Origin of the sequence: Pantoea sp. V106_11 (assembly GCF_029967885.1) — a bacterium.
GTDB lineage: Bacteria > Pseudomonadota > Gammaproteobacteria > Enterobacterales > Enterobacteriaceae > Pantoea > Pantoea ananatis.
Map to the genome: position 1 here is coordinate 90,779 of NZ_JASCAK010000037.1, position 25,165 is coordinate 115,943.

Annotated in this window: 25 protein-coding genes; 15 read left to right on the forward strand and 10 right to left on the reverse strand. The window is 53.4% G+C overall.

The window, feature by feature from the left end; genetic code table 11:
- Positions 1–160 precede the first annotated feature (160 nt).
- From QLG08_RS19270 to hutH, 5 genes are read left to right on the forward strand one after another with little or no spacing between them, the layout of a single operon-like run.
- Positions 161–1,009: a transporter substrate-binding domain-containing protein gene (locus QLG08_RS19270; RefSeq protein ID WP_014606246.1), complete on the forward strand. Its 849-nt coding sequence runs from the start codon at positions 161–163 to the stop codon at positions 1,007–1,009.
- A gap of 12 nt (positions 1,010–1,021) precedes the next feature.
- On the forward strand, positions 1,022–1,741 hold the full coding sequence (locus tag QLG08_RS19275) for an ABC transporter permease subunit (protein ID WP_015700691.1): 720 nt from the start codon (positions 1,022–1,024) through the stop codon (positions 1,739–1,741).
- Between the two features lie 11 nt (positions 1,742–1,752).
- Entirely contained in the window at positions 1,753–2,484 is a 732-nt protein-coding gene (locus tag QLG08_RS19280) for an ABC transporter permease subunit (RefSeq protein WP_013025162.1), read from the forward strand.
- Position 2,485: 1 nt separating this feature from the next.
- Positions 2,486–3,277, forward strand: coding sequence for an ATP-binding cassette domain-containing protein (locus QLG08_RS19285; RefSeq protein WP_013025163.1), 792 nt, complete (start codon positions 2,486–2,488; stop codon positions 3,275–3,277).
- On the forward strand, positions 3,277–4,776 hold the full coding sequence (gene hutH / locus QLG08_RS19290) for a histidine ammonia-lyase (RefSeq protein ID WP_238493087.1): 1,500 nt from the start codon (positions 3,277–3,279) through the stop codon (positions 4,774–4,776). The genes QLG08_RS19285 and hutH overlap by 1 nt, the downstream gene beginning before the upstream one ends.
- A gap of 3 nt (positions 4,777–4,779) precedes the next feature.
- Here hutH and QLG08_RS19295 read toward each other — a convergent pair whose 3' ends face one another.
- A complete protein-coding gene (locus QLG08_RS19295) occupies positions 4,780–5,409 on the reverse strand; it encodes a flavin reductase family protein (RefSeq protein ID WP_014593268.1) in 630 nt (209 codons plus the stop codon).
- 318 nt (positions 5,410–5,727) lie between these two features.
- On the opposite strand from QLG08_RS19295, the gene QLG08_RS19300 reads away from it, so the two are divergent.
- Both QLG08_RS19300 and rlmF read left to right on the forward strand, forming a co-directional pair.
- Positions 5,728–6,834 carry an SDR family oxidoreductase gene (locus QLG08_RS19300; protein WP_014593269.1) on the forward strand — a complete coding sequence of 369 codons (1,107 nt, stop codon included), beginning with the start codon at positions 5,728–5,730 and terminating at the stop codon, positions 6,832–6,834.
- 237 nt (positions 6,835–7,071) lie between these two features.
- Complete coding sequence (gene rlmF, locus QLG08_RS19305) at positions 7,072–7,995, forward strand: 23S rRNA (adenine(1618)-N(6))-methyltransferase RlmF (RefSeq protein ID WP_014606243.1); 924 nt, start codon at positions 7,072–7,074, stop codon at positions 7,993–7,995.
- A 35-nt stretch (positions 7,996–8,030) separates the two neighbouring features.
- Here rlmF and glnQ read toward each other — a convergent pair whose 3' ends face one another.
- From glnQ to rhtA, 5 genes are all read right to left on the reverse strand, one after another.
- Positions 8,031–8,753: a glutamine ABC transporter ATP-binding protein GlnQ gene (gene glnQ / locus QLG08_RS19310; protein WP_014606242.1), complete on the reverse strand. Its 723-nt coding sequence runs from the start codon at positions 8,751–8,753 to the stop codon at positions 8,031–8,033.
- Positions 8,750–9,409: a glutamine ABC transporter permease GlnP gene (gene glnP / locus QLG08_RS19315; RefSeq protein ID WP_014593272.1), complete on the reverse strand. Its 660-nt coding sequence runs from the start codon at positions 9,407–9,409 to the stop codon at positions 8,750–8,752. Before glnP ends, glnQ begins: the two co-directional genes overlap by 4 nt.
- Before the next feature lie 76 nt (positions 9,410–9,485).
- On the reverse strand, positions 9,486–10,232 hold the full coding sequence (gene glnH / locus QLG08_RS19320) for a glutamine ABC transporter substrate-binding protein GlnH (protein ID WP_207806343.1): 747 nt from the start codon (positions 10,230–10,232) through the stop codon (positions 9,486–9,488).
- Positions 10,233–10,565: 333 nt separating this feature from the next.
- Positions 10,566–11,069: a DNA starvation/stationary phase protection protein Dps gene (dps, locus tag QLG08_RS19325; protein WP_014593274.1), complete on the reverse strand. Its 504-nt coding sequence runs from the start codon at positions 11,067–11,069 to the stop codon at positions 10,566–10,568.
- A gap of 322 nt (positions 11,070–11,391) precedes the next feature.
- Positions 11,392–12,303, reverse strand: a complete 912-nt coding sequence (gene rhtA / locus QLG08_RS19330) for a threonine/homoserine exporter RhtA (protein ID WP_014606240.1) — start codon at positions 12,301–12,303, stop codon at positions 11,392–11,394.
- 366 nt (positions 12,304–12,669) lie between these two features.
- Between rhtA and ompX the strand changes: the two genes are divergently transcribed.
- Positions 12,670–13,182 carry an outer membrane protein OmpX gene (ompX, locus tag QLG08_RS19335; protein WP_014606239.1) on the forward strand — a complete coding sequence of 171 codons (513 nt, stop codon included), beginning with the start codon at positions 12,670–12,672 and terminating at the stop codon, positions 13,180–13,182.
- A 441-nt stretch (positions 13,183–13,623) separates the two neighbouring features.
- Here ompX and QLG08_RS19340 read toward each other — a convergent pair whose 3' ends face one another.
- A complete protein-coding gene (locus QLG08_RS19340) occupies positions 13,624–13,812 on the reverse strand; it encodes a hypothetical protein (RefSeq protein WP_014606238.1) in 189 nt (62 codons plus the stop codon).
- Between the two features lie 220 nt (positions 13,813–14,032).
- Here QLG08_RS19340 and mntR point away from each other — a divergent pair, with 220 nt between their 5' ends.
- The 6 genes from mntR (at position 14,033) to QLG08_RS19370 (ending at position 21,106) form a co-directional block, all read left to right on the forward strand.
- The gene (gene mntR / locus QLG08_RS19345; protein WP_013025174.1) at positions 14,033–14,491 is read left to right on the forward strand and encodes a manganese-binding transcriptional regulator MntR; all 459 of its coding nucleotides are present in this window, start codon (positions 14,033–14,035) and stop codon (positions 14,489–14,491) included.
- Between the two features lie 24 nt (positions 14,492–14,515).
- Positions 14,516–15,625 (forward strand): SLC13 family permease, encoded by a 1,110-nt coding sequence (locus QLG08_RS19350; protein WP_014593277.1) that lies wholly within the window; start codon positions 14,516–14,518, stop codon positions 15,623–15,625.
- Positions 15,626–15,767: 142 nt separating this feature from the next.
- Positions 15,768–16,913, forward strand: coding sequence for an HlyD family secretion protein (locus QLG08_RS19355; protein WP_015700686.1), 1,146 nt, complete (start codon positions 15,768–15,770; stop codon positions 16,911–16,913).
- Entirely contained in the window at positions 16,910–18,478 is a 1,569-nt protein-coding gene (locus QLG08_RS19360; protein ID WP_014606236.1) for a DHA2 family efflux MFS transporter permease subunit, read from the forward strand. Before QLG08_RS19355 ends, QLG08_RS19360 begins: the two co-directional genes overlap by 4 nt.
- Before the next feature lies 1 nt (position 18,479).
- On the forward strand, positions 18,480–20,006 hold the full coding sequence (locus QLG08_RS19365) for an efflux transporter outer membrane subunit (RefSeq protein WP_024470911.1): 1,527 nt from the start codon (positions 18,480–18,482) through the stop codon (positions 20,004–20,006).
- Positions 20,007–20,704: 698 nt separating this feature from the next.
- A complete protein-coding gene (locus QLG08_RS19370; protein ID WP_014606234.1) occupies positions 20,705–21,106 on the forward strand; it encodes an H-NS family nucleoid-associated regulatory protein in 402 nt (133 codons plus the stop codon).
- Between the two features lie 102 nt (positions 21,107–21,208).
- Here QLG08_RS19370 and QLG08_RS19375 read toward each other — a convergent pair whose 3' ends face one another.
- Complete coding sequence (locus tag QLG08_RS19375; protein WP_015700682.1) at positions 21,209–21,334, reverse strand: hypothetical protein; 126 nt, start codon at positions 21,332–21,334, stop codon at positions 21,209–21,211.
- A 95-nt stretch (positions 21,335–21,429) separates the two neighbouring features.
- On the opposite strand from QLG08_RS19375, the gene QLG08_RS19380 reads away from it, so the two are divergent.
- The gene (locus tag QLG08_RS19380) at positions 21,430–23,022 is read left to right on the forward strand and encodes an ABC-F family ATPase (protein ID WP_014606233.1); all 1,593 of its coding nucleotides are present in this window, start codon (positions 21,430–21,432) and stop codon (positions 23,020–23,022) included.
- A 145-nt stretch (positions 23,023–23,167) separates the two neighbouring features.
- Here QLG08_RS19380 and moeB read toward each other — a convergent pair whose 3' ends face one another.
- Positions 23,168–23,926 (reverse strand): molybdopterin-synthase adenylyltransferase MoeB, encoded by a 759-nt coding sequence (gene moeB, locus QLG08_RS19385; RefSeq protein ID WP_013025181.1) that lies wholly within the window; start codon positions 23,924–23,926, stop codon positions 23,168–23,170.
- Positions 23,927–25,162 carry a molybdopterin molybdotransferase MoeA gene (gene moeA / locus QLG08_RS19390; protein ID WP_014606232.1) on the reverse strand — a complete coding sequence of 412 codons (1,236 nt, stop codon included), beginning with the start codon at positions 25,160–25,162 and terminating at the stop codon, positions 23,927–23,929. It abuts the gene before it with no gap.
- Between the last annotated feature and the right edge of the window lie 3 nt (positions 25,163–25,165).

Here is a 25,165-nt window from a genome sequence, read left to right on the forward strand (position 1 = left end):
GATATCCCGTTGCTATTTATCGTGTCTGGCTCACAAAACGATCAAGCCGACAATGAATTCGACAATGTTAGCTTGTATATACATGATTCATCATCTTGTAAGTTTTTTGTTAAAACAACACTGACACTCTTAAAACGCATTTTCATCCAGGAGAAGCCGTATGAAGCACCCCGAAGCGTTTCGCCGTTTTTGCCTTACGACCCTGTTTTCCAGCCTGCTGCTCAGCACCGTTGCGGTGCAGGCGAAAGAGTGGAAATCGATCACGATAGCGACGGAAGGCAGCTATGAACCCTGGAACCTGACGCTGCCCGGCGGCAAACTCGGGGGATTTGAGCCGGAACTCATGGCCAACCTGTGCAAGCGCATGGGCATGGAATGCAAACTGGTTGTCCAGAACTGGGATGGCATGATCGCCGGGCTGAATGCGGGTAAATACGACGTGATCATGGACGCCATTGTGATCACGCCAGAGCGAAAAAAAGTGGTCAGTTTTACGCTTCCCTATGCCTCTACGCCAGCCACCTTTATTGCCGTAAAAGGGACGCTGCTCCCCCCGGGCAAGGGCGTGACGAAGTTGCATGATGATGAAAAAGAGATTGAAGCCGCGCTGGCACCGATAAAGGCGGCCCTGAAAGGAAAAACCATCGGTATTGCCTCCGGCACGGTATACACGCCTTTTATCGATAAATATTTCAAAGGCGTGGCCGACATACGCGAATACACCACTTCTGCCGATGCCATTCTGGATTTACAGGCTGGACGTATTGATGCGGTGTTTGACGATGTGACCTTTGCCAAATCAATGCTGACGCGCAAAGACAACAGCAACCTGGCCTTCAGCGGTCCGCAACTGGGCGGCCCGATCTGGGGCGAAGGTGAAGCCATGGGCGTGCGGATGGCAGACGGCGATCTGAAAGCAAAACTGGACGATGCCATCAAGGCCGCGCTGGCTGACGGCACCGTAAAAGAGCTCAGCGAGAAATGGTTTAAAACTGACGTTACGCCATAAGTGAGGTCGAGCATGATGAGCCTGCTGGGTTTTGGCGCAGATGGCTGGGGGCGGCTGATAGTGAGCGCAACGCTCACTACATTGCTGTTGTCGCTGGTCGCGCTGATGGTAGGAGCCGTCGTAGGCTCAGGCATCGCCGCGGCGAAATTGTCTTCTCACCGTCCCTTACGCTGGTTGGGTGAGGGCTATTCGGTGATTTTTCGCGGCATCCCGGAGCTACTGGTGATCTACCTGTTTTACTTTGGTGGTTCAGGCCTGATCACCCAGATCGGTCAAATATTTGGTGCGCAGGGATTTATCGAGGCGCCGCCTTTTCTGATCGGCGCACTGGCGATCGGGCTGATTTCGGGCTCCTATCAGGCTGAAGTTTATCGTGCTGCCCGGCTGGCGCTGTCCCGGGGCGAAGTGGAAGCGGCGGTGGCAACAGGCATGTCGCGTTGGCGAATTCGTCAGCGCATCCTGCTGCCTCAGGTGGCGCGCTACGCGCTGCCTGGCCTGTCCAATGTCTGGCAGATGAGCCTGAAAGACTCTGCGTTGGTTTCGGTCACCGGCATCGTGGAGCTGATGCGCGCCAGTCAGGTCGCGGCGGGTTCTACGCGGGACTACTTCACCTTTTATCTGATCGGCGGCGGATGCTATCTGTTGTTAACTGTGCTGTCGAATCGGGCTTTTCTGCGCGTGGAAGCTCGTCTGGGCCGCGCCTGGCAGAGCCGAACGGCGGCACAGCATTAAGGAACCGCACCATGATCGATTTTGCCTTTCTTGCTGATACTTTCCTGAAGTTAAGCGCCGCCCTGCCGGTTACGCTCGGCCTGTTTATCAGTTCATTCCTGTGCGGCGGCGTGCTGGCGGTGGGCATTCTGGCGCTGCGCATGAGCCGCTGGCGCATACTGAGCAGTTTTGCCCGTGGCTATATTCTGGTGTTTCGCGGTTCTCCCCTGATGATCCAGCTGTTTTTAATCTATTACGGCCTGGGCCAGTTTGGCGTGATTCGCCACAGTTTTGTCTGGCCGTTTTTACGTGAGCCATTCAGCTGTGCCGTGCTGGCGCTGTCCCTGTGCACTGCTGCCTATACGGCAGAAATCCTGCGTGGTGCGTTGCTGGCGGTGCCCGCCGGGCAGGTGGAAGCCGGTATGGCGTGCGGTATGTCGCGCTGGCTGCTGCTGCGGCGCATTATTGCGCCCGTGATGTTGCGCTATGCCTTGCCGGCCTATTCAACCGAAGCCATTTTGCTGGTGAAGTCCACCGCACTCGCCAGCCTGGTTACCGTGTGGGATGTCACGGGCGTCGCGCAGCAGATTATCCAGCGTACCTACCGCACGATGGAAGTGTTTCTGTGTGCCGCCGCCATTTACCTGATCCTCAATTTCATCATCGTGCAGCTGTATGCCCTGCTTGAGCGTCGACTGACGCCGGTTCATCAGCCCGCAAAGAAGCCGCTAGCGGCCATTAAACCCGTCCCTGGGGGAGATTAAGATGCAGGATTCATCCGCCGTAACGCTGTCCGCCAGCGATATCCATAAATCATTTGGCGCCATGGAAGTGCTGAAAGGCATTTCATTACAGGCCCACAAAGGTGACGTCATTTCGATCCTCGGTGCCAGCGGCTCGGGCAAAAGTACCTTGCTGCGCTGTATTAACCTGCTGGAAACACCCGATTCCGGCGTGGTAAGCGTCGGCGGGGAAACCATTGAGATGAAACGCCATGCCCGCGGGCATCAACTGGCCGCGAATCCCAAACAGGTGGAACGTTTGCGCTCACGCCTGGGGATGGTTTTTCAGAGCTTCAATCTCTGGTCCCATATGACCGTGCTGCAAAACGTCATTGAAGGGCCGCACTATGTTCTGAAACGCGATAAGAAAACCTGTATTGCGCAGGCAGAACAGCTGCTGGACCGGGTCGGACTTTTGAATCGCAAAGGTTTTTATCCGGCCCAGTTGTCGGGTGGTCAACAGCAGCGCGTCGCCATTGCCCGTGCGCTAGCCATGGACCCGGAGGTGATGTTATTTGATGAGCCCACCTCGGCACTTGATCCTGAACTGGTCGGCGAAGTGCTGAAGGTCATGCGCAGTCTGGCAGAAGAGGGGCGCACCATGTTAGTGGTGACGCATGAAATGGGGTTTGCCCGCCACGTATCAAACCGGGTGATATTTATGCATCAAGGCACCATTGACTGTCAGGGAACGCCGGATGACATGTTCGGTGAGGGCGGCTCGGCGCGCTTCAGGCAGTTTATCTCCAGCCACCATGCAGCGGAGTCTGTGTGATGAGTCGCGTTGTTGTCTGGGGAGACGCGCCGGTAGCCTGGCAGGAGGTGGTTGAGGTCGCCCGCCACGATGCCGAGCTGGTGCTGAGCGAGAGTGCCTGGCAGCGCATTGCCCGGGGGCGAGAAATCGTAAGGAATATCGTTGCGAGTGGTCAGATCGCCTATGGCATCAACACGGGGCTGGGGGCGCTGTGCAATATTATGCTGGCGGAAGAAGAGCTGAGTCAGCTGTCGCGTAACACCCTGTTAAGTCATGCCTGTGGCGTGGGGCCGCTACTGGCAAAACATGAGGTGCGCGCTATCTTATGCGCCGCGATAGCGAACTACAGTCACGGGAAATCCGGCGTGTCGGTCGAACTGGTTCGGCGCCTGTTGGTGCTGCTTAACCAGCACATTACGCCTCAGGTGCCTTCGCAGGGATCGGTAGGGTATTTGACGCACATGGCGCATATCAGCCTGACGCTGATTGGCGTGGGCGAGGCGGAATTTGATGGGCAGATTGTGCCTGCCAGTGAGGCGCTGGCGCGGACCGGACTCACGCCCTATCGACCTGGTGCAAAAGAGGGGCTTAGCCTGGTAAACGGTACGCCGTGCATGACCGGACTGGCCTGCCTGGCGCTGGATGATGCCCGCCGTTTGCTGGACTGGGCGGACGTTACCGGAGCCATGAGTTTTGAAGCCTTGCGTGGTCAGCTGGTTGCCTTTGATGAAGAGGTGTTGTCCCTTAAAGCCAGCCCGGGTATCCAGCGCAGCGGCGAGCGGTTACGGCGTTTACTGGGCGACAGCCCGCTATTGAAGATAAGCAGCGGCATCCGGACCCAGGATGCATTGAGCCTGCGATCCATGCCGCAGGTGCACGGTGCCTGCCGCGATCAGTTTGCACATGCCGAGCGTCAGATTGAAACCGAACTCAACGCCTGTACCGATAATCCACTGGTAATGGGCACACCGCAGGCCTGGCGCGTGGTCTCACAAGCGCATCCACACGGTGAATCGGTCGCGATGGCCTGCGACCTGCTGGCCATCGCCCTGGCGGAACTGGGGAGCATTGCCGAACGGCGTCTGGATCGTCTGGTCAACCCGTTGGTCAGCGGCTTACCGCCTTTCCTGGTCGGCCAGCCCGGCGTCAACTCCGGCATGATGATTGCGCAATACGTGGCGGCCTCGCTCTGTGCTGAGAATCGCCAGTTGGCCCAGCCGGCGGTGCTGGATAACTACATCACCTCCGGGCTACAGGAAGACCACCTCAGTCTGGGAACCGGTGCGGCATTAAAATTGCTGAAAACCGTGAGTAACGTCTATCACATTCTCGCCATTGAATACCTGCTGGCGGCCCAGGCGCTGGAGTTCCACGGTGAGGCGCAACTGGCAAGTGGAACCCTTCGCGCCTGGCGACGTCTGCGTCAGATTGTACCCTGCTGGCAGGAGGATCGCTGGCTGGCACCGGAGATTGCCCGCGCGGTGCAGGTCCTTCGAACCCAGATGCCGGAGGTGCTCTGAGATTTATCCCCGCCGCGCATCCGGACGCACCAGGTCAAACCGCTGCGCCTCAGTGATCCCGTAATAGGCACTGGGGCCGCCCGCGCGCAGAATCGGTTCGGCTTTTGCCGTCTGATAAATCCCGTTTTCCAGCAGCCTTTCGTCAATGTGGATAGCGACGGCTTCGCCTAACACCAGCCAGCTGTCGATGGCTTTTCCCTGCGCATCCTGCAACTGAATCAGCTGCGTGAGTTTACATTCAAAATTCACCGGGCTTTCCTGCACCAGACTGGCGTTGACCTGAGAGGCGGCCAGGGGCGTTAAACCGGCAAGGGCAAACTCGTCCTGATCGGCGGGCGCAGAAATCGAACTTTCATTCATGGCCTCAGCCAGCGGACGGGTCGCCAGATTCCAGACAAATTCTTTGGTTTCAGCAATATTTTGCACACTGTCTTTCCAGCCGCTACTGGCAAAACCAATGATCGGCGGCAGGTAATTGAAACAGTTGAAAAAGCTGTAAGGGGCAAGATTACGTATGCCTTTGGCGCTGGTGGAGCTTATCCAGCCGATAGGGCGCGGGCCGATAATAGCATTGAGTGGATCGTGCGGCAGACCGTGTCCGGCGCGTGGCTGGTATGAATAACGTTTGTTCATGGTTGTCTCCCTGTAAAAGCTGATTCAAGCGTAGTGGGTAAATGGCTGTTGGCGGGGCAAATCTGTAAAAAAGGTCTCGATCAGGTACCGGATTATTCCTGAATAATAACAGCCGTTACTTTCTGTGCTAACGGATGAATTTTTATTTATATCAGTTAGTTAAGTGTTATTTTCCGATTTTACTGCTGAAAACAGATGGTGCAAAAGTAAACGAAAAGTAAACGATTGCATTTTATACATTTTGTGCTAACAAAGTTTCGTATTTGTTTAACGAATTAGGTGCACTATACAACCTCATCAATTGTTCTCGTGGTCGATATGAAAAAAATTCTTGTTACAGGATCTTCTGGATTCGTTGGTGGTGCAGTTGTGGCAGAATTGCTGATGCGCCAGGATGTTGAGTTGCTGCTGCTTGTCAGAGCCAGCGATGCTAACCAGGGACTGGAGAGGGTTAAAGAAAATTTAACCAAGTTTTCATGTTCGGCACAGGCGATTCAACGCCTGACCGCAGATCATATTCTGGTCGGCGATCTCCTTGCACCCGAACTTTTTCTGGGTGATGCGCGTATCGATCAGGTCAGCCACGTTATCAACTGCGCAGCGATTGCGTCATTTGGTGAAAATAACGATATCTGGCGCGTCAACGTCGAAGGCACCTTTAAGCTGGCTGCCAGAATGGCTGGGCTGCCAGAATTCGTAAAATTTGTTCACGTGGGCACGGCAATGTCTTCCGCGCCGGATCAGGGTGAAGTCGTCAAAGAGGACCTGGTGCTGTCGTCACGTGAAGATCACATTGTCGATTACACCTATTCCAAATCTTATATCGAAAACAAGATCAAGCAGGAGTTACCGCACCTGCCGCTGGTCATTGCCCGTCCGTCCATCGTTGTTGGCCATTCTCAGGAAGGTTGTACGCCGTCAGGCAGCATTTTCTGGGTATTTAAAATGGTGATGAAGCTGGAGAAATTCCTCTGCTCGCTTGATGATCGTGTCGATGTTATCCCGGTGGACTACTGTGCAAAATCCCTGGTATTCCTGATGGATCACGGCTGCACCAAAGAGATGGTCTACCATATTTCTGCCGGTGAGCGCAGCAGCAACACCTTCTCTGAGATCGATTCGGCCTTTGCCACCGCAGAAAAAAGTGCACCGCTGGCACCTAACTATCTGCAAGTTGATTTCAGCGAAATCGTTAAAGAGCGTAAGAACTTTAAAAAGATTTACGGGCCTTGCAACGAACGCCTGATGCTGCGCGCGATGCGTCTGTACGGCGAGTTTGCCCGTCTGAATGTCGTGTTCTCTAATGATAAGTTGCTGCGTCTGGGAATGAGTTCGCCCCCGGGCTTTACCAGCTATATCGATCGTTGTGTAGAAACGACGAAAGGGATGCCCATCCAGGATTTAATGCGCGTCGATTTTAAATAATCCCGCATTCGTGCGTCGCGCCGCCAGCATGATGACTGGCGGCGCGCATTTTGCTCTCTGCTCATGCTTTTCCCTTCGTCTGCCTTTTATTCGCTTTGCAAAACACCCTAAACTGCGGTTCGCCTGCATAACGTCACCTGGCCTGCCCGCCATAAAGTCTGCTTTCAGCCGAGAATGCTGTTTATTTTCTGCCAGTCACAGCGTATTGTACGCGCGCCTGAAAACATGAGAGAAAGTATGAAAAAGTCTGCCAGCCCGTCGCTTTTCCACGCCCGAAACCGCCATCAGGGTGAATATGATTTTGCTGCCCTCACGGCGGCGCATCCACCGCTGGCAGCAAAGGTCCGGCCCAATGGTTATGGCGTCATGTCGGTTGATTTTGCCGATCCCGAGGCCGTGATGCTGCTTAACCAGGCGCTGCTTAAACTCTTCTACGGACTCGACTGGCAGCTGGCGCCGGGATCGCTGTGTCCGCCCGTGCCGGGGCGCGCCGACTACCTGCATTATCTGGCGGATCTCCTGGCGCTGGATAATCAGGGCAGGGTTCCCTCGGCCGACGTGCTGGATATTGGCTGCGGGGCAAACTGCATCTACCCCCTGATTGGGGCCGCAGAATACGGCTGGCGTTTCACCGGAACCGAAATCGACGATGCTGCCCTGAAAGCCGCAGGTAAAATTGTCGCCGCCAACGCCGGTATGGCGCGTCTGATCCGCTTACGTCGGCAAAAAAATCCTCAGGCGGTGCTGAACGGCGTTGTGAATAAAGGTGCGTTTTTCCATGCGGTCATCTGCAATCCGCCATTTCATGCGTCGGCTGCAGAGGCGGCGGCGGGTTCACAGCGTAAATCACGAAATCTGGGCTTACAGCAGTCGGCGCCGCTCAACTTTGGCGGTCAACATAATGAGCTCTGGTGCGAAGGCGGTGAAAAAGCGTTTGTGGGGAAAATGATTGCGGAAAGCGCTGGCCTGGCAAGTCAGGTGGTGTGGTTTACCTCACTGGTATCGCGAAAAGAGCATTTGCCTGCGCTGGAAAAACAGTTACAGGCACTGGATACCGCGGTGGTCCGGGTCGTCAATATGGCGCAGGGGCAGAAACAGAGCCGTTTTCTGGCGTGGAGCTTTATGTCCGCCGCCCAACGCGCACAGCGTCTGTCACGATGAGACAGCAGCCCGTTATGGGCTGCTGTGTTAATCACTCAGGAGACGTGCTGTAAAAATTCGCGCAGACGTTCACTTGGCGGATGGCTGATCAGCGTGTCAGGATCGCCGTCTTCGGCAATGCGACCTTTATCAATAAAGATCAGCCTCGATGCGACTTTCTGTGCAAAGCCGACTTCATGGGTGACGATGACCATCGTCATGCCTTCTTCAGCCAGATCCTGCATCACCTTCAAGACTTCATGACGGAGTTCCGGGTCCAGCGCAGAGGTCGGCTCATCGAAAAGCATCATCTTGGGCTTAACCGCCAGCGCGCGGGCAATTGCGACGCGCTGCTGCTGGCCGCCGGACAGCTCAGAGGGAAAGTGACCGGCGCGTTCGGCCAGGCCCACTTTAGCCAGCAGGCTTTGCGCCAGTTGACGAGCCTCTTCTTTGCTGGCACCCCGTACCCGAATCGGACCAAAAGCCACGTTATCCAGGGCGCTCATCTGCGGGAAAAGGTGAAACTGCTGGAACACCATGCCCGCTTCCTGACGAATCAGGCGATCGTCGACTTTCGGATCGTTAACTTTCAATCCATCGACAATCAGCTCACCGCTGGTGATCTCTTCCAGCTTGTTAATACAGCGCAGCAGTGTGGATTTACCGGAGCCGGATGGGCCAATAATTACCACCACTTCTCCCTGCTTAATTTTCAGGTCGATATTGTGTAGCACCTGGGTTTTGCCAAAATGCTTTGAGACGTCTTTAAATTCAATCACAGGATTTTCACCCTTTTCTCAATGCGGCGCAGCACAAAGCTCAACACCAACGTAATCACAAGATAGATAATCGCTACCGCACTCCAGATTTCCAGCGCGCGAAAGTTACCGGCAATAATTTCCTGGCCCTGACGCGTCAGTTCGGCCACGCCAATCACGATAAACAGAGAGGTATCTTTGATACTGACGATCCACTGGTTACCAAGCGGAGGGAGCATACGGCGCAGCGCTAACGGCATAATCACATAGCGCAGGGTTTCACGGCTCGACAGGCCCAGCGCCAGGCCGGCTTCGCGAAAACCTTTATTAATTGACAGCACGGCGCCGCGCGTGATTTCCGCAATATAAGCGCCCGAGTTGATCATAATGGTCACCACGGCAGCGGTGAAAGGATCGATACGTAAATCCGGGAAAGCCATTGGCAGGGCGAAATAGATAAACATGACCTGCACAACGATAGGCGTGCCACGAATGATTTCAATAAAAACCAGGGCAATATGATTGCTTATCCAGCCGCCGTAAGCGCGCGCAAAACCCGCGACCAGCCCGATGATCAAACCGCCCACCAGGCCGATAATGGAAATAATTAAGGTCATTTTTGCGCCTTCGAGCAGCGCGGGCATGGCTGGCCAAATGACGCTCCAGTCAAACTCCATGGTGAAACTCCAGTTGTTGCGATGGAAAAAAGCAGGGAAATCTTCCCTGCTGAAAAAAGTAAAACCGTTTCAGTTATTATTTAGGATCGGTGCCGAACCATTTTTTGTAGAGCTGGTTATACGTACCGTTCTCTTTAAGCGTTTTCAGGGCGCCATTCACTTTTTCACGCAGGTCGTCACTGCCTTTCGGGAAGGCAATACCGTACTGTTGTGCTTCAATGGAATCACCGACTGCCTTGAAGCGGCCTTTGCCCGCAGTATTAATAAAGTAGAGGATGTTTGGCGTATCGTGCAGCACGGCGTCAGCACGGTTGGTGCCCAGTTCCATATAGGCGTTGTCGATGTTAGGGAACTGACGCAGATCTTTGGTTTTAATGTGGCTCTTGGCGTAATCCACCGAGCCGGTTCCGCTCTTCACCGCGACCACTTTGCCGTTCAGGTCATTGATGCTTTTGATGCCGTTTTCGTTATTACGCACCATCACCAGCAGACCACTTTTGTAATAGCCATCAGAAAATTCGATCGCTTTTTTACGTTCATCCGTAATGGTGATACCGGCTAAGGCCAGGTCAACGTTGCGCGTTTGCAGTGCAGGGATGATGCCACTGAAATCCATTGGCTTCAGGGTGTAATCCAGTTTTAATTCTTTGGCGATGGCGTCCCACAAATCCACATCAAACCCAACGTACTTATCACCCTGTTTAAATTCAAACGGGACAAAGGCGGTATCAGTGGCGACAATCAGTTTCTTTTCGGCTGCGGTAGCGGAGAGAGAGAAGGCCAGCGCCAGGGCGGCCACAGAGACGTTAAACAGCGATTTCATTATTTTTCCTTTTTACGACCGGGCCCAAAGCCAGGTTTGCGAGCTATCGTTTGCGGGCTATCATATGAAAAAATTATGCCAACTTTGCAAAAACCGCAGAATTCACCGCCTGTGACACAATCGCTGACACGATTCTGCATAGGTCAAACGGTGTGCACTGTTTTGGTGCTCTGTGTTGGTGCGGTGTGCTGCGGTGGTGCAGAGGTAGTGTGCATCAGACGGGAAAAACAGGAAGGGCAGGAAGTAAGAACTGTTAACAAAGTCATAAAATTATAATTACACAGACGTAAAAAAGGCGGGTTTCCCCGCCTGTTGACACCTCAGTGTCTGGCATTATTCGATATTGGATTCGATAAACCACAGGAATTTATCAAGGTCACGCGAGGCGGCAGTGAAAATATCTGCAGTATCTTCGTCTTTAACTTCCGAAATCGCTTTACGCGTATCGTTAGCGACAATGCCGTAACGATCGGCCAGCGCTTTCAGATGATCTTGTACGCTGTGAATATTTAACGGATAGCTTTTCAGCGGCGTTTTGTCGTTCACAACTTGGGTGGTACCCAGTGCCACACCGCCCAACTGCACAACACGTTCTGCGATAGTATCCTGGTGATCGGTAATCGCGGTGCGGAAGCCATCCAGCATCTCATGCACGCCGATGAAGTTTGCACCACGCATGTTCCAGTGGGCTTGCTTGGTGATCAACGACAGATCAATGAACTCCACTACCAGGCGGTTGAGCACCTCAATGGTGGCTCTCTTTTCGTCATCTGCCACATCATTACGGGTGTAAAGTAGATCAGAAGATTTTGTTTTAACCAGTTTAGCGGTACTCATTGTTTCAGTCCTCTCATTCAATGGTTGTCCTAATCAAGTACGAAACTAAGTATAGCAGCGATTCCGGGGTTTGCAGGATTGGCCTTATCAATGGCTGAAATAGCATCTGCCTTAGCTCTAACGACGTAAACACCGAAAGAGTTAATAATATGTTAAATTTAACGGCGCTTTAAAGGTAATAAAAATCAGTTGGTTAGGTGGGAGTTCTGGAAAGAGGTTTTGTGTGTTTCAAAATATTAATTTTCAATGACATTTCTAATGAAATAATTATCAAGATGATTTTTATTGTTATTTAGCCTGTTTTTCAACAGGCTAAAGCGGATTATTTTTTTGCGTTGTCGGTCAATTCAACTTCATTTAACTGACTCTTTCTTGGACGCATCGTCAGGGTGGCGCCTGCGGAAGCCAGAATGATGGCCAGCAACGCCAGACATTGCTTACCCGAAAGGCTTTCATGCAGATACATCATCCCCGACAGAGCTGCCACTGCAGGCTCAAGGCTCATCAATGTGCCAAAGATGCGCGCCGGCAAGCGCGTTAACGCCACCATTTCCAGCGAGTAGGGCAGTGCTGTAGAAAGAAACGCCACCAGAATCGCGACGGGAACCACGCTCCACTGCCAGATGCCACTGGCGGCAAACGTCAGACCCACGGGAACAAAAACCAGCGAGGCAATAAGCGATCCGATGGCCACGGTCGCAGCACCATGTTCTGCCCCTGCGCGCTGGCCCGATAAGATATATATCGCCCAACAGGCGCCGGCACCCAGCGCGAACAGCGCGCCGACCGGATCCACCGAGGCAATGCCGGTGCTAAACGGCAGCAGGAACCACAGCCCTGCCACGGCAAGCAGGACCCAGACAAAGTCCAGCGCGCGGCGCGAACCGAGCAGCGCCAGCGTCAGTGGACCGACAAACTCCAGGCCCACCGCAATGCCTAAGGGCACGGTACGGATGGAGAGGTAGAACAGGAAGTTCATCGCGCCCAGTGACAAACCATAAATCAGCAGCGGCGTACGTTGTTCCCGGCTAAAACGCAGTCGCCAGGGTTTGAAAATAATGCACAGGATCAGGGTGCCAAATCCCAGACGCAGCGCAGTAATGCCGGTTGCGCCCACGGTGGGAAACAGGGTTTTCGCCAGCGAGGCACCGCCCTGAAGTGACAACATTGAGACAAGCAGAACAATAACGGGAATAAAAACGGGTGTAATGGACTTTAATGAGGTGGCTGACATCCTGTAGGCACTTCCCAAACATGAGCTAAAGATGACCAGTGTAATGGAAGTGGCGGTCAAAAAGAGGACGTAAACCGATTTTAATTTTGTCTGTTTGCCTGGATTTTAGGCACATTTGCGGCTGCAAAAGTAAATTAATGTCAGGATTTTTTAGGAATTAACTTAAAGCATGAAAATTTATTAAGCAGGTTTGTTGCAATCATATGACGTATTTTATAAGAAAAAAGAATGACATGCGAAACTTCATTAACTTCCTGTTACACCAAACTATGTGTTAGACAACAAAATGCGGGCAGAGTTTCTCGCTAATTTTTGTTATATTTTTAGCGTTGTCAGGAGAGAAGTACTTTCACATTTGAGGTGGTTATGAAAAAAATTGCATGTCTTTCAGCATTAGCCTGTGTGTTAGCAGTAGCGACAGGTTCCGCCATGGCACAAAGCACTGTAACCGGTGGCTACGCACAGAGCGACTACCAGGGCGTTGCTAACAAAGCAAACGGCTTCAACCTGAAATATCGTTATGAAGACGGTTCTAACCCACTGGGTTGGATCGGCTCATTCACCTACACCGAGAAAGATCGTACCGAAGATGGCATTTACAATAAAGGCCAGTACTACGGCATCACCGGTGGTCCAGCATTCCGTCTGAATGACTGGGCAAGCATCTATGGTGTAGTCGGTGTTGGCTACGGTAAATACCAGCAGAACGACACTGCTTCACGCGGCAAAACTGATACCAGCGATTACGGTTTCTCTTACGGCGCAGGTATGCAGTTCAACCCAATGGAAAACGTTGCACTGGACGTGGGCTATGAGCAGAGCCGCATCCGTAGCGTTGACGTTGGCACCTGGATTGCTGGCGTAGGTTACAGCTTCTAAGTGATCTTAGTCGAGTTTAAAAAAACGGCCCTGTTAAGGGCCGTTTTTATTGGTGACAAAAAAACAGCCCGCCAGAGAGCGTCAGCCTGGCCTTCACGCCTTCCCAATATCGTCCATTACCCTGACTCCCTGCCGGATGCGGCGCCGCAGCCTGTCTCCCTCTGAGCTTACCGGCTTGCTCGTGCTGAAAACGACGGCTGCACAATGAGAAAAGCGATCCGCCAGGCGATGCCGGAGACAGCCACGTGGTCGTGGGTTGCAAAATAAACGTGGGATTGCCACAGACAGGGTGATGCAAAAGTGTGAAGCGCTGGAGGTGTGTAAACGGGCGACAGCAAAAGGCAAATCGTGCGCGAATGGCACAGCCAGACAGCGAAAAAGAAGGCCGTGCAGCCTAAAGATGGCACCTTCAGGCTTGCAGCCAGAAGGCGGTATCAACGATTAGCCGCGCCAGATCAGTTTCTGGCAGTGGCGTTCTTCAGGTTCGTGACCCAGGAGTTTGTTGATCAACATCAGGCGCAGCGTAAAAGGGGAACGCGTCAGCAGGCACCACCAGGATTTCATACCTGATGTAGATTTTTCTGCCTGAAAGCATTTGCCGCAGTCGATGCAGCTTTTCAGGGTGCTCATAACATCACCTCCCAATTAATTTAACGCAACGGTAAGCAGACTGGCCTAATCGTGCTTTAATGCACCACTCTGTTTACATTATCAACAAATATAGCATTGGCTATATCGTTTAGCCAAGGCTAACGACGAAAAATTTGAGCTTATTTGCGCCTGGTTTACAATGAGCGCAGCTAAATCCATACGGCAGGGCTGGTGTGGAAAAAAATAAAGAGGAAGCTGAATGAGTCGTCGTGCCAAAAGCGTGGTTTCTGCCCCGCAAGGACCACTAAAAGATATTGAAGAGCATGTCGAAGGGTTTCGGCAGGTGCGCGAGGCGCATCGCCGTGAGCTGATTGATGATTATGTTGAGCTAATCTCTGATTTAATTGGTGAATTTGGTGAAGCACGTCAGGTCGATATGGCGGCGCGCCTGGGGGTTTCGCAACCCACCGTCGCAAAAATGTTAAAGCGATTAGGTACCGCCGGGCTGGTAGAGCAGGTCCCTTATCGTGGTGTCTTTTTGACACGTGAAGGCGAAAAGCTGGCTGAAGAGAGCCGCGCCCGCCATCATATTGTTGAAACCTTTCTGTTAGCGCTTGGCATCAGTCCGGAGACGGCACGGCGCGATTCAGAAGGCATTGAACATCACGTGAGTGATGAAACCCTGGCTGTATTCCAGAAATTTTACGAAAACAATTAACCCTCAGGTAAGGCGCCGGACATCATGCCCATCGTGCTTCGCTCATTTTTGCATGACCATATATTGCACTTGTTAGTCGTTGTTGGGGTTGTTCTGCTGTTTCTTGCTGACTATCGCTGGCCGGATCTTCCCGCCGCGGTGGACTGGCATACCATCATTACCCTGAGTGGATTACTTATCCTCACAAAAGGGTTAGAAACCAGCGGGTATTTTGATGTTCTCGGGGCCAGGTTAATTGCGCGCTTCAAACACGAACGCACGCTGGCACTCTTTATGGTGCTGGCGGCGGCGCTGCTGTCGACCTTCTTAACCAACGATGTGGCGCTGTTTATTTTGGTGCCGCTGACGCTGACGTTACGCAAATTTTCGCATTTACCTATCTCGCGCCTGATTATCTTTGAAGCGCTGGCGGTCAATGCCGGTTCGCTACTCACCCCGGTGGGCAATCCACAAAATATTTTGCTGTGGAGCCACGGCTCTTTGAGCGTGGGCGGTTTTATCTTGCAAATGACGCCGCTGGCCGCCTGGCTGCTGCTGAGCCTGATGGTGGTGACCTGGTTCAGCTTTGCCAAACGCACGATTGACAAGCACGAGACCAGCGAAGAGCACAGCTGGCAGAAACCCCTTTTTGCCGTCAGTGTCGTGCTGTATCTGCTTTTTATTGCCGCGCTGGAATGGCATGTAACCGGTTGGGCCCTGTTGCTGATTATGGTGTGTTTCCTGATTATGGCGCGTCAGGTCTTGCTCAATATCGACTGGAGCCTGCTGGTGGTCTTCATCGTGATGTTCCTGGATGTCTTCTTACTGACGCGTTTACCGGTCGTTCAGGCGCATTTCGATGCCATTACGCATCTGGGCAAAGGCGAGCTTTATCTGCTGGCCATCGGTCTGTCCCAGGTCATCAGTAATGTGCCGGCCACCATCCTGCTACTGCAAAAAGTGCAGCCGACAGAAGTGCTTGCCTGGGCGGTCAATATTGGTGGCTTTGGTTTGCTTCCCGGCTCGCTCGCTAACCTTATTGCGCTGCGAATGGCCAAAGATCGCGCCATCTGGTGGCGTTTTCATCTCTTCTCCGTGCCCTTACTCGCCTGGTCAATGCTCACGGGTTGGCTGTTGCTGAAACTGGTCGCCTGACTCAGACACATCCTGCCGCGGTGCAGGATGTGCTGCCTTTCTCAAGTTACGTAAAGTTGTACTGGATTTTGTCAGTTTTCGATCTAATGTTTAGTGGACTTTCTACGCCCAGGACAGAGGGCCTTAGCCAGCGACGGACACTATGAGCGAGAACAACAACCGCGATTCACATCAGGAAGACGCAGAAAACGCGCCAGATAAAAACAGCCAGCCACATGACAATCAGGATCATGACGACGAAAAGCCGCGCAAACGCCCCGGCAAAAAACCGTTAATCATCCTGGCCGTTGTCGTGGTTGTCATGCTAATCGTGGCCTTTTTCTTCTGGTTTACGACCCGTAACGAAGAAACCACTGACGACGCCTTTACCGAAGGCAATGCGGTCACCATTGCCGCAAAAGCGTCCGGCTATGTTGTTAAACTGCTGGTTAACGATAACCAACGCGTCAGGAAGGGCGATCTGCTGGTTGAAATCGACCCGAGTGACAATGAGGCCCAGCGTGCTCAGGCTAAAGCCCAGTTGGGTCTGGCCACGGCACAGCTGCATCAGGCACAGGCGCAGTTAGCGCTCTCTCGTGTTCAGTATCCGGCCCAACGCGATCAGGCGCTGGCCGACCAGGCGAAAGCCGAAGCCAACTACATGAACGCCCAGGCGGACTACCGGCGCCAGCGTGGCGTCGATCCGCGTGCCACCAGTCAGCGAAACATCGACTCGGCATCTGCACAGCTCCGTTCTGCGCAGGCACAGCTGCAAAGTGCCAAAGCTCAGGTGGAAGTGGCCTCGCAGGTTGCCCTGCAAATTCGTCAGCAGGAAACCAATGTTGAAGCGCGTCAGGAGCAGGTTGAGCAGGCCAAAGCGCAGCTCAACGTGGCTGAGCTGAATCTCTCTTACACTCAGGTTCGTGCGCCTTACGATGGCTTTGTCACGAAGCGCAATGTCCAGATGGGCACGCTGGTCCAGGCGGGAAGTGCTCTGTTCTCGCTGGTTTCTCCGGACATCTGGATCACCGCAAACTTTAAAGAGTCTCAGCTTGAGCGAATGAATCCCGGTGACAAAGTGGCAATCAGCGTAGATGCCTGGCCAGACATGAAGCTGGAAGGGCATGTCGACAGTATTCAGATGGGCACAGGATCGCGTTTCTCCACCTTCCCGTCTGAGAATGCCACGGGTAACTACGTGAAAATTGTCCAGCGTGTTCCGGTGAAAATCGTGATTGATAAAGGGCTGGATCCAAACCGACCGCTGCCACTGGGATTATCGGTTGAACCGAAGGTAACCGTGGAATGAGCGAATCGCAGAGCTGGAAACCCGCCAGTAACCCCTGGCTAGTGGCCATTACGGTCACGCTGGCGGTATTTATGGAAATCCTGGATACCACCATCGTTAACGTGGCCCTGCCGCACATCGCGGGTTCACTCTCTTCCAGTTACGATGAATCAACCTGGGTATTGACGTCGTATCTGGTAGCGAACGGTATCGTGCTGCCCATCTCTGCCTTTTTCAGCCGTCTGTTTGGCCGCAAACAGTTTTTTTTAATCTGCATTGTGATGTTTACCATCTGCTCCTTCCTGTGCGGTATTGCCACGGAACTCTGGCAAATTATTCTGTTTCGCGTCCTGCAGGGCTTTTTTGGCGGCGGGCTGCAGCCGGTACAACAGTCGGTGCTGCTCGACTACTTCAAACCCGAAGATCGGGGCAAAGCGTTTGGCCTTTCTTCCATTGCGATTATCGTTGCGCCGGTTATTGGCCCGACGCTGGGTGGCTGGATCACCGATAATTACAGCTGGCGCTGGGTATTCTTTATTAATATCCCGGTCGGCGTGCTGACCATCATGGCCATTTTACCCTTGCTGGAAGATCCGCCGTGGGAGCGTAAATGGGCCAAGGGCAAACTCAAGATCGACTATATCGGCATCAGCCTGATTACGCTCGGCCTGGGATGTTTGCAGGTCATGCTGGATCGTGGCGAGGATGAAGACTGGTTCGCCTCACATTTTATCGTCCTGTTTGCCGTGCTGGCGCTGGTCGGGATCGTGGGGGCCATTTACTGGCTGATGTATGCCCGTAAACCGGTCGTTGACATTCTGGTCATGAAAGATCGCAATTTCTGGGTCGCCGGTTTATTAATGGCCGGCATGGCGATGATACTTTACGGCAGCTCGGTGGTTCTGCCCCAGCTGGCGCAGCAGGATCTCGGCTACACGGCGACCTGGTCGGGACTGGTGCTGTCTCCCGGCGCGGTGTTGATCGTCTTGACCATTCCGCTGGTCTTGAAACTGATGCCGGTGGTGCAGACCCGCTACATTATTGCCTTTGGTTTTAGCTGCCTGGCGCTGGCCTTCTTCTATTCGGCGTCCTTAACGCCTAATGTCGATTTCACTACGCTGGTCATGATGCGCAGTGCGCAGTCAATTGGCCTGGGCTTCCTGTTCGTGCCGTTGACTACCATTGCCTTTATTACGATTCCACAGCGCCTGAATGCGGACGCCTCAGCCCTGTTCACCATGTTCCGTAACGTAGCGGGTTCGATTGGTATCTCGTTGTCCACCGCGGCGATTACTGAACGGGAGCAGGCGCGTTCGGCCCATATGGTGCACAACATGACGCCGCTGAACGAACAGTTCAACATCACCGTTCAGCACTGGGCACAGGCGATTCGCGACTTCACTTCTGCGGTGGGCGATCCCGTTACGTTGGCAACGGGTCAGCTCTACAAAGAGATGATTGTCCAGTCCCGCATTCTGGCTTATATCGACGTCTTTTCAGGCTTGAGTATCGTTGCCCTGATTTTGATTCCATTTTGTTGGCTGCTGTCGCCTGTCAAGAGCGAAGGCAGTGCAGGAGCACACTGACATGAAAGTTATGACTACGCATCGCCTGAATCCACTCAACCTGATGCTGTTGTTCGCCCTGACGGGCTGCAGCGTTGGCCCGGACTACCAGGCGCCAAAGCCCCAGCTCCCGGGCAGCTATCACGCGCTGGATTCACAGGAAACCTCAAGGCCGCAAACGTCAGCGGTGGATTCGCGCTGGTGGCGCAATTTCGGGGATCCTCAGCTCGATAGCCTGATTGCGCGCGCCATCGAAGGTAACCTCTCATTACAACAGGCAGTATTGCGCATTGCCGGGGCGCGTGAGCAGTTATCTCAGGCGCAGGGCGGGTTGTTTCCCAGCCTTAACGGTTCGGCCAAAGTCACCCGTCAGCAGCTTGGCCTGGAAGGGCTACTGAAAGCCAACGGTGCCGACCAGCTCGACAGTAATGTCGCCAGCCAGCTGAACGGCCTGACACAGCCCGTCACGCTGTATCAGGGCAGTTTCGATGCCAGTTGGGAACTGGATCTGTGGGGCAAGGTGCGCCGCCAGATCGAGTCAGCGAATGCCCAACAGCAGGCGGCGATTGAGCAGCGCAACGACGCGCTGGTGTCGCTTGAGGCCGAAGTGGTGCGCGCGTGGTTACAGCTGCGTGGCGCGCAGGCAACGGTAAAAACGTTACAACAACAGATTGCGGTGGCGGATCAGACCTGGCAACTGACGGAAAGCCAACAGCGCAACGGCTTAGCACCAGTCACGAATGTCGAAAATGCCCGCGCGCAGTTAAGCAGTCTGCAGGCGCAGTTGCCGCAGTATCAGGCACAAACGCGCCAGGCGATGAACGGGCTGGCCGTGCTGTTGGGCAAAACGCCGGGCGCGCTGGATGCCGAGTTAAGCGAGCCGAAAGCACTGCCTGCACTGCCTGCGTTTGTTTCTGTGGGCATTCCTTCCACACTGGCGCGACGTCGTCCGGATATTCGTCAGGCAGAAGCCACACTGCATGCACAGACCGCCGAGATTGGCGTGTCTGTTGCGCAGCTGTTCCCCAGCCTGTCGCTGACCGGTCAGTTGGGCGTGCGTAACACTGACGTCAGCTATCTTGATAACTGGAGCAGTCATTTCTACAGCGTGGGACCGTCGTTATCTATTCCCATCTTCCAGGGGGGAAGGCTGGTTTCCAGCGTCAGGCTGGCGCGGGCGCAACAGGCCAGCGCGGCACTGAACTACCGTCAGACGGTGCTGACTGCCCTGCAGGATGTGGAAAATGCCCTGGTCAGTTACCGTGCCGATCAGCAACGGGTAACGGCACTGGATGAAACGACTGGCGCGCTGCAGCGTACCTTCGATCTGGCCAGTGACAGTTATCGTCAGGGATTATCCACTTTCCTTGAGGTGCTGGATGCACAGCGCCAGCTGGCTCAGGCCCAGGAACAGGCGACCCAGGCGCGCATGCAAAGCGGGCTGGATCTCGTCGCCCTGTATAAAGCCTTAGGGGGCGGCTGGGAGACCTACCAGAACGTGCAGTTGCCGCAGTACGATGTATTTGGTCCTGCCACGCAGGTGAACTAAGCGTTCAGGCCGTGCCCCCTGTTAAAAGGGCGCGGCCTGACAATCCGCTCTACTGATACCCATGATTTATTATTTATGCGTTTTATCGTCAAATAAAAATCATCAAACGCCTCATGTTACTCTGTCGAACTCGCCGCCCAACGACGCTCCGCTATTTATCTTTTACGCCCGACGTTAAGAGAAGGAATCACGTCCTCGCCGAAGTAGCACTCACCGGGTCTGTAAACGCGCGCGTATTTTTTTACGTCAGAGAAACGCAGGAACGCGCGATACAAACGCCGGAATGATAAAAAAGCATCCCGATATTGTCCCGGGTAACCGGATAACTTTGCCGTTATATGCAGGTTAATTTTGTGAGCGGCAGAGCGGCCGTGGTGAGAAAAACAGACGGGAAGGCAGCGAATTTAATGCAAATTCTTTAAAGACGATAAAATAATCGACCGGAGCGTTATAAAGTTTTGGGGTGGATTCATGCAGCGTGCGTAATCAATGAAATCGTTTACATTGTGCAAGGATAGCAGGCGTTTAGTGTTAATTCGTGGTTAATAATCTCTCCACATAAGGATTCTGAATACTTCACGGCCATTTAAAAAAACACTCGGAATTATCTGTAGTAATAAATTAATTTATTTTTTTATTTGAATTAGGTAGTCTTGTCGCTACAGTTTAATTAAACCCCCTTAATCAAGGATATTGTGATGAGTGACGCATTTAAAGTTCTAAACAACATTCGCACATTACGTGCCCAGGCTCGTGAACTGCCACTGAGCGATCTGGAAGAGATTCTTGAGAAATTGACCGTCGTTGTGACTGAACGCCGTGAAGAAGCTCACGCTGAAGAGCAGCAGAATCGTGAAAAAGAAGAGAAGTTATCTAAATATCGCGAAATGTTGCTGGCTGACGGCATCGATCCTAATGAATTATTAGGTGCCCTGGAGCAGGGTAAAAAACGCACTAAGCGTGCGCCGCGTCCGGCTAAATATTCTTACACCGATGAAAACGGCGAGAAAAAATCATGGACCGGCCAGGGCCGCACCCCAGCAGCTATTAAAAAAGCGCTGGATGAAGGTAAAAGCCTGGACAGTTTCCTGATCGATTAATCGACACAATCCTTGTAAGCGGTAGCCGGGTGCATTTATGTTCCCGGCTTTTTTTATTTAAAAAACCCTGCGTGCCGTTTCCCTGTTTACGATCTCCACACGTTAATTAATCTCGTCGTGCGTGACGGCAACGTCTGTGGCATGCGTGGCAACCCGATGCGACCTGCGCGCCAGCTGCAGGAAACCGTGCAGGACGATAATTAAAAGTTGCGCGTTTTCAAGGGACACTCAGGCAATCCTTGCCGGAGACTGGCGTGCGCTACGTCACATCTGGCATAATAGCCGCCGTTTTTCCATCCACTCTCTTCACTAAGGTCAACGCCGTGTTAGTTAGCAGCAATATCACCATGCAGTTTGGCAGCAAGCCACTGTTCGAAAATATCTCCGTAAAATTTGGCGGCGGTAATCGTTACGGTTTAATCGGTGCGAACGGCAGCGGAAAATCCACCTTCATGAAGATTTTGGGTGGCGATTTGGTGCCATCAGGCGGCAATGTCTCTTACGATCCTAATGAACGTATTGGTAAATTACGTCAGGATCAGTTCGCCTTCGAAGAATATAGCGTGTTAGATACGGTCATCATGGGGCACCATGAATTATGGGAAGTGAAGCAGGAACGTGACCGTATTTATTCCTTACCTGAAATGACAGAAGAGGAAGGCTACAAAGTCGCCGACCTTGAAGTGCTGTATGGTGAAATGGATGGCTACAGCGCTGAACCGCGCGCCGGTGAATTATTACTGGGCGTCGGTATTCCGGTAGAGCAGCATTATGGCCCAATGAGCGAAATTGCCCCGGGTTTTAAATTACGTGTTCTCCTGGCTCAGGCATTGTTTTCCAACCCGGATATTTTGCTGCTGGACGAACCGACTAACAACCTGGATATCGATACTATTCGCTGGCTGGAGCAGGTCCTCAACGAACGCGACAGCACCATGATTATCATTTCGCACGACCGTCACTTCCTCAATATGGTCTGTACCCACATGGCTGATTTGGACTACGGCGAACTGCGTGTTTATTCTGGTAATTATGATGAATATATGACCGCTGCCACCCAGGCGCGTGAGCGACTGTTATCGGATAACGCCAAGAAAAAAGCACAAATTGCCGATCTGCAATCCTTTGTCAGCCGTTTTAGTGCTAATGCCTCTAAATCACGTCAGGCGACATCGCGTGCGAAACAGATGGACAAAATAAAGCTGGAAGAGGTAAAAGCCTCCAGTCGTCAGAACCCGTATATTCGATTCGAACAGGATAAGAAACTGTTCCGTAATGCGCTGGAAGTCGAAGCGTTGACGAAAGGGTTTGATAACGGTCCGCTGTTTAAAAATTTAAATCTGTTGCTGGAAGTGGGCGAAAAGCTGGCGATCCTCGGCGCTAACGGTATTGGTAAATCCACACTGTTAAAAACGCTGGTCGGTGAACTGACGCCGGAAAGCGGCAGCGTTAAATGGTCTGAAAACGCGAAGATTGGTTATTATGCCCAGGATCATGCAGACGATTTTGCTAACGACCTGACGGTATTTGACTGGATGAGCCAGTGGAAACAGCAGGGCGATGATGAACAGGCCGTGCGTGGGATTCTTGGCCGCCTCCTGTTTTCACAGGACGATATTAAAAAACCGGCTAAGGTGCTGTCCGGTGGGGAAAAAGGTCGGATGCTGTTTGGCAAGCTGATGATGGAAAAGCCCAACATCCTGATTATGGATGAGCCGACAAACCACCTTGATATGGAATCCATTGAGTCATTAAACATGGCGCTGGAAATGTATGAAGGTACGCTGATTTTTGTATCTCATGACCGTGAGTTCGTCAGTTCACTGGCGACGCGAGTGATGGAAATCAAAGCCGATCGCATTGTGGACTTTACCGGTAATTATGAAGATTACCTGCGTAGCCAGGGCATCGTCTAACGATAACGGGGTAGCGATGGCTACCCCGTTATCGTTTGGGTCCGTGCGTCAGGGTGGATTGCCTGCGGCGATCCGGCTTAAAGTCCTTTCTTTACCTGACCTGTAGCCCCCTCCGCTTTACGCATGAACCCTATCAATTAACGGCTCAGTCATGATGTCCGCAGACTTCACAATGGGGATCCTGCGCGACCTTCAGGGTACGAAACTCCGCGCTCAGCGCATCGTACATCAGCAAACGTGAGCGCGCAGGTGAGCCGAAGTGCGTCAGCAGCTTCAGGGTTTCCATCGCCTGCATCGCACCCACCACGCCCACCAGCGGCGCCATTACGCCGGCCTCCACACAGCTCAGAACCTGGGCGCCAAACAGCCGGCTGATGCAGCGATAACAGGGCGTATCGGGTTGCCAGTCAAATACGCTGAGCTGGCCTTCCATACGAATCGCCGCGCCTGAGACCAGCGGCACTTTCAACTGGTAGCATAACCGGTTAATTTGCTCGCGCACCGCCACATTGTCCGTGCAGTCCACCACCACCTGCTGCCGGGCAATCAGGGCGTTGAGCGCCTCATCGTCCAGTTGACCCTGCACAGCCTGTAACTGGCAGTGAGGATTAATGGCGGCCAGCGTTTCCCGGGCGGATTCCACCTTGGCGCGGCCAATATCGGCATCGTAATGCAAAATCTGTCGCTGCAGATTAGAAAGTGAGACCGTATCAAAGTCCACTAGCGTAAGATTGCCCACGCCCGCTGCTGCCAGATAGGGCGAGGCCGCACAGCCTAAACCGCCCAGCCCGACAATCAGCACATGACTGGCTTTTAATCGTTCCTGACCGTCAAAGTCAAAACCACGCAATACAATCTGTCGGTTGTAGCGCAGCATCTCTTCGTGGCTCAGTTCGGGCAGCATTTACCCCTCCAGCAGCGTATTAAAGGGTTCGACATCCACCCATTCACCTGCTTCAACAGGGCCGCGATCGCGTTCCAGCACAATAAAGCAGTTGGCCTGAGAAAAAGAGCTGTAGACATGGGAGCCCTGCGCGCCGGTGCTGACAACCTCTGGTTCACCCTGGCTGTTTTGCCGCAGAACGCCACGCTGGAAATCCAGCCGGCCAGGCGATTTTTTCAACGCGGTTGCCGTGCGTACGCGCTGGCGGGGCGGCAGCGCGGCAGCCGTTTGTCCCGTCAGGGTGGACAGCAGCGGCTGCACCAGTTGATAGAAGGTCACTACGGCAGAAACCGGATTTCCGGGTAAGCCGCAGAACCAGCTGTTCGCCAGACGACCAAAAGCAAAAGGTTTACCGGGTTTCATCGCCAGCTTCCAGAAGCGAATCACGCCGAGTTCTTCCAGCATCGTTTTGGTGAAATCGGCTTCGCCCACCGAAACGCCGCCGGTACTGATGACCACATCAGCCTGGCGATCGGCTTCGGTAAAGGCCGCACGCAGTGCAGCAGGATCGTCTTTGATAATGCCCAGATCGATAACCTCGCATCCCAGCTTGTGCAGCATCAGCGAAATCGCAAAACGGTTGGTGTCATAGATTTGCCCCGCCGCTAACGGCTGGCCCACAGGCTGAAGTTCGTCGCCGGTGGAAAAAATCGCGACGCGCAGTTTACGCAGCACCCGCACGGTCGCGATCCCCAGCGAGGCCAGTAAGGGCAGTTCGGCAGCACCCAGACGCACGCCCGCCGCCAGCACCTGATGGCCAGCCCGAATATCGTCACCCGTCAGCCGGATATTTTGTCCGGCGTTGACCGGGGCGGTGATAATCACCTTCTCATCCTGCAGACGGGTTTCCTCCTGCATAACGACCGCGTCACAACCGGCAGGTACAGGGGCACCCGTCATTATTCTGATCACGCTACCCGCGGGCCATTCACCGCTAAACGGGGCCCCGGCAAAGGCTTTACCTGCAACCGGTAGAGGCTGGTTACTCTCAATATCAGCCAGCCTGACGGCGTAACCATCCATCGCCGAGTTGTTGAAAGGGGGAACATCGATCGGTGACGTGACCGCGCAGGCAGTAATGCGCCCGGCCGCGTCTGGCAGGCTCAGCTCAAGCGAGTCTGTGATGGGCGTTAGCGACGCCAGCATCTTTTGTTGCGCGTCCTCAAGGGAAATCAGTCCGGCAGTAAAGCTTTCCATTCT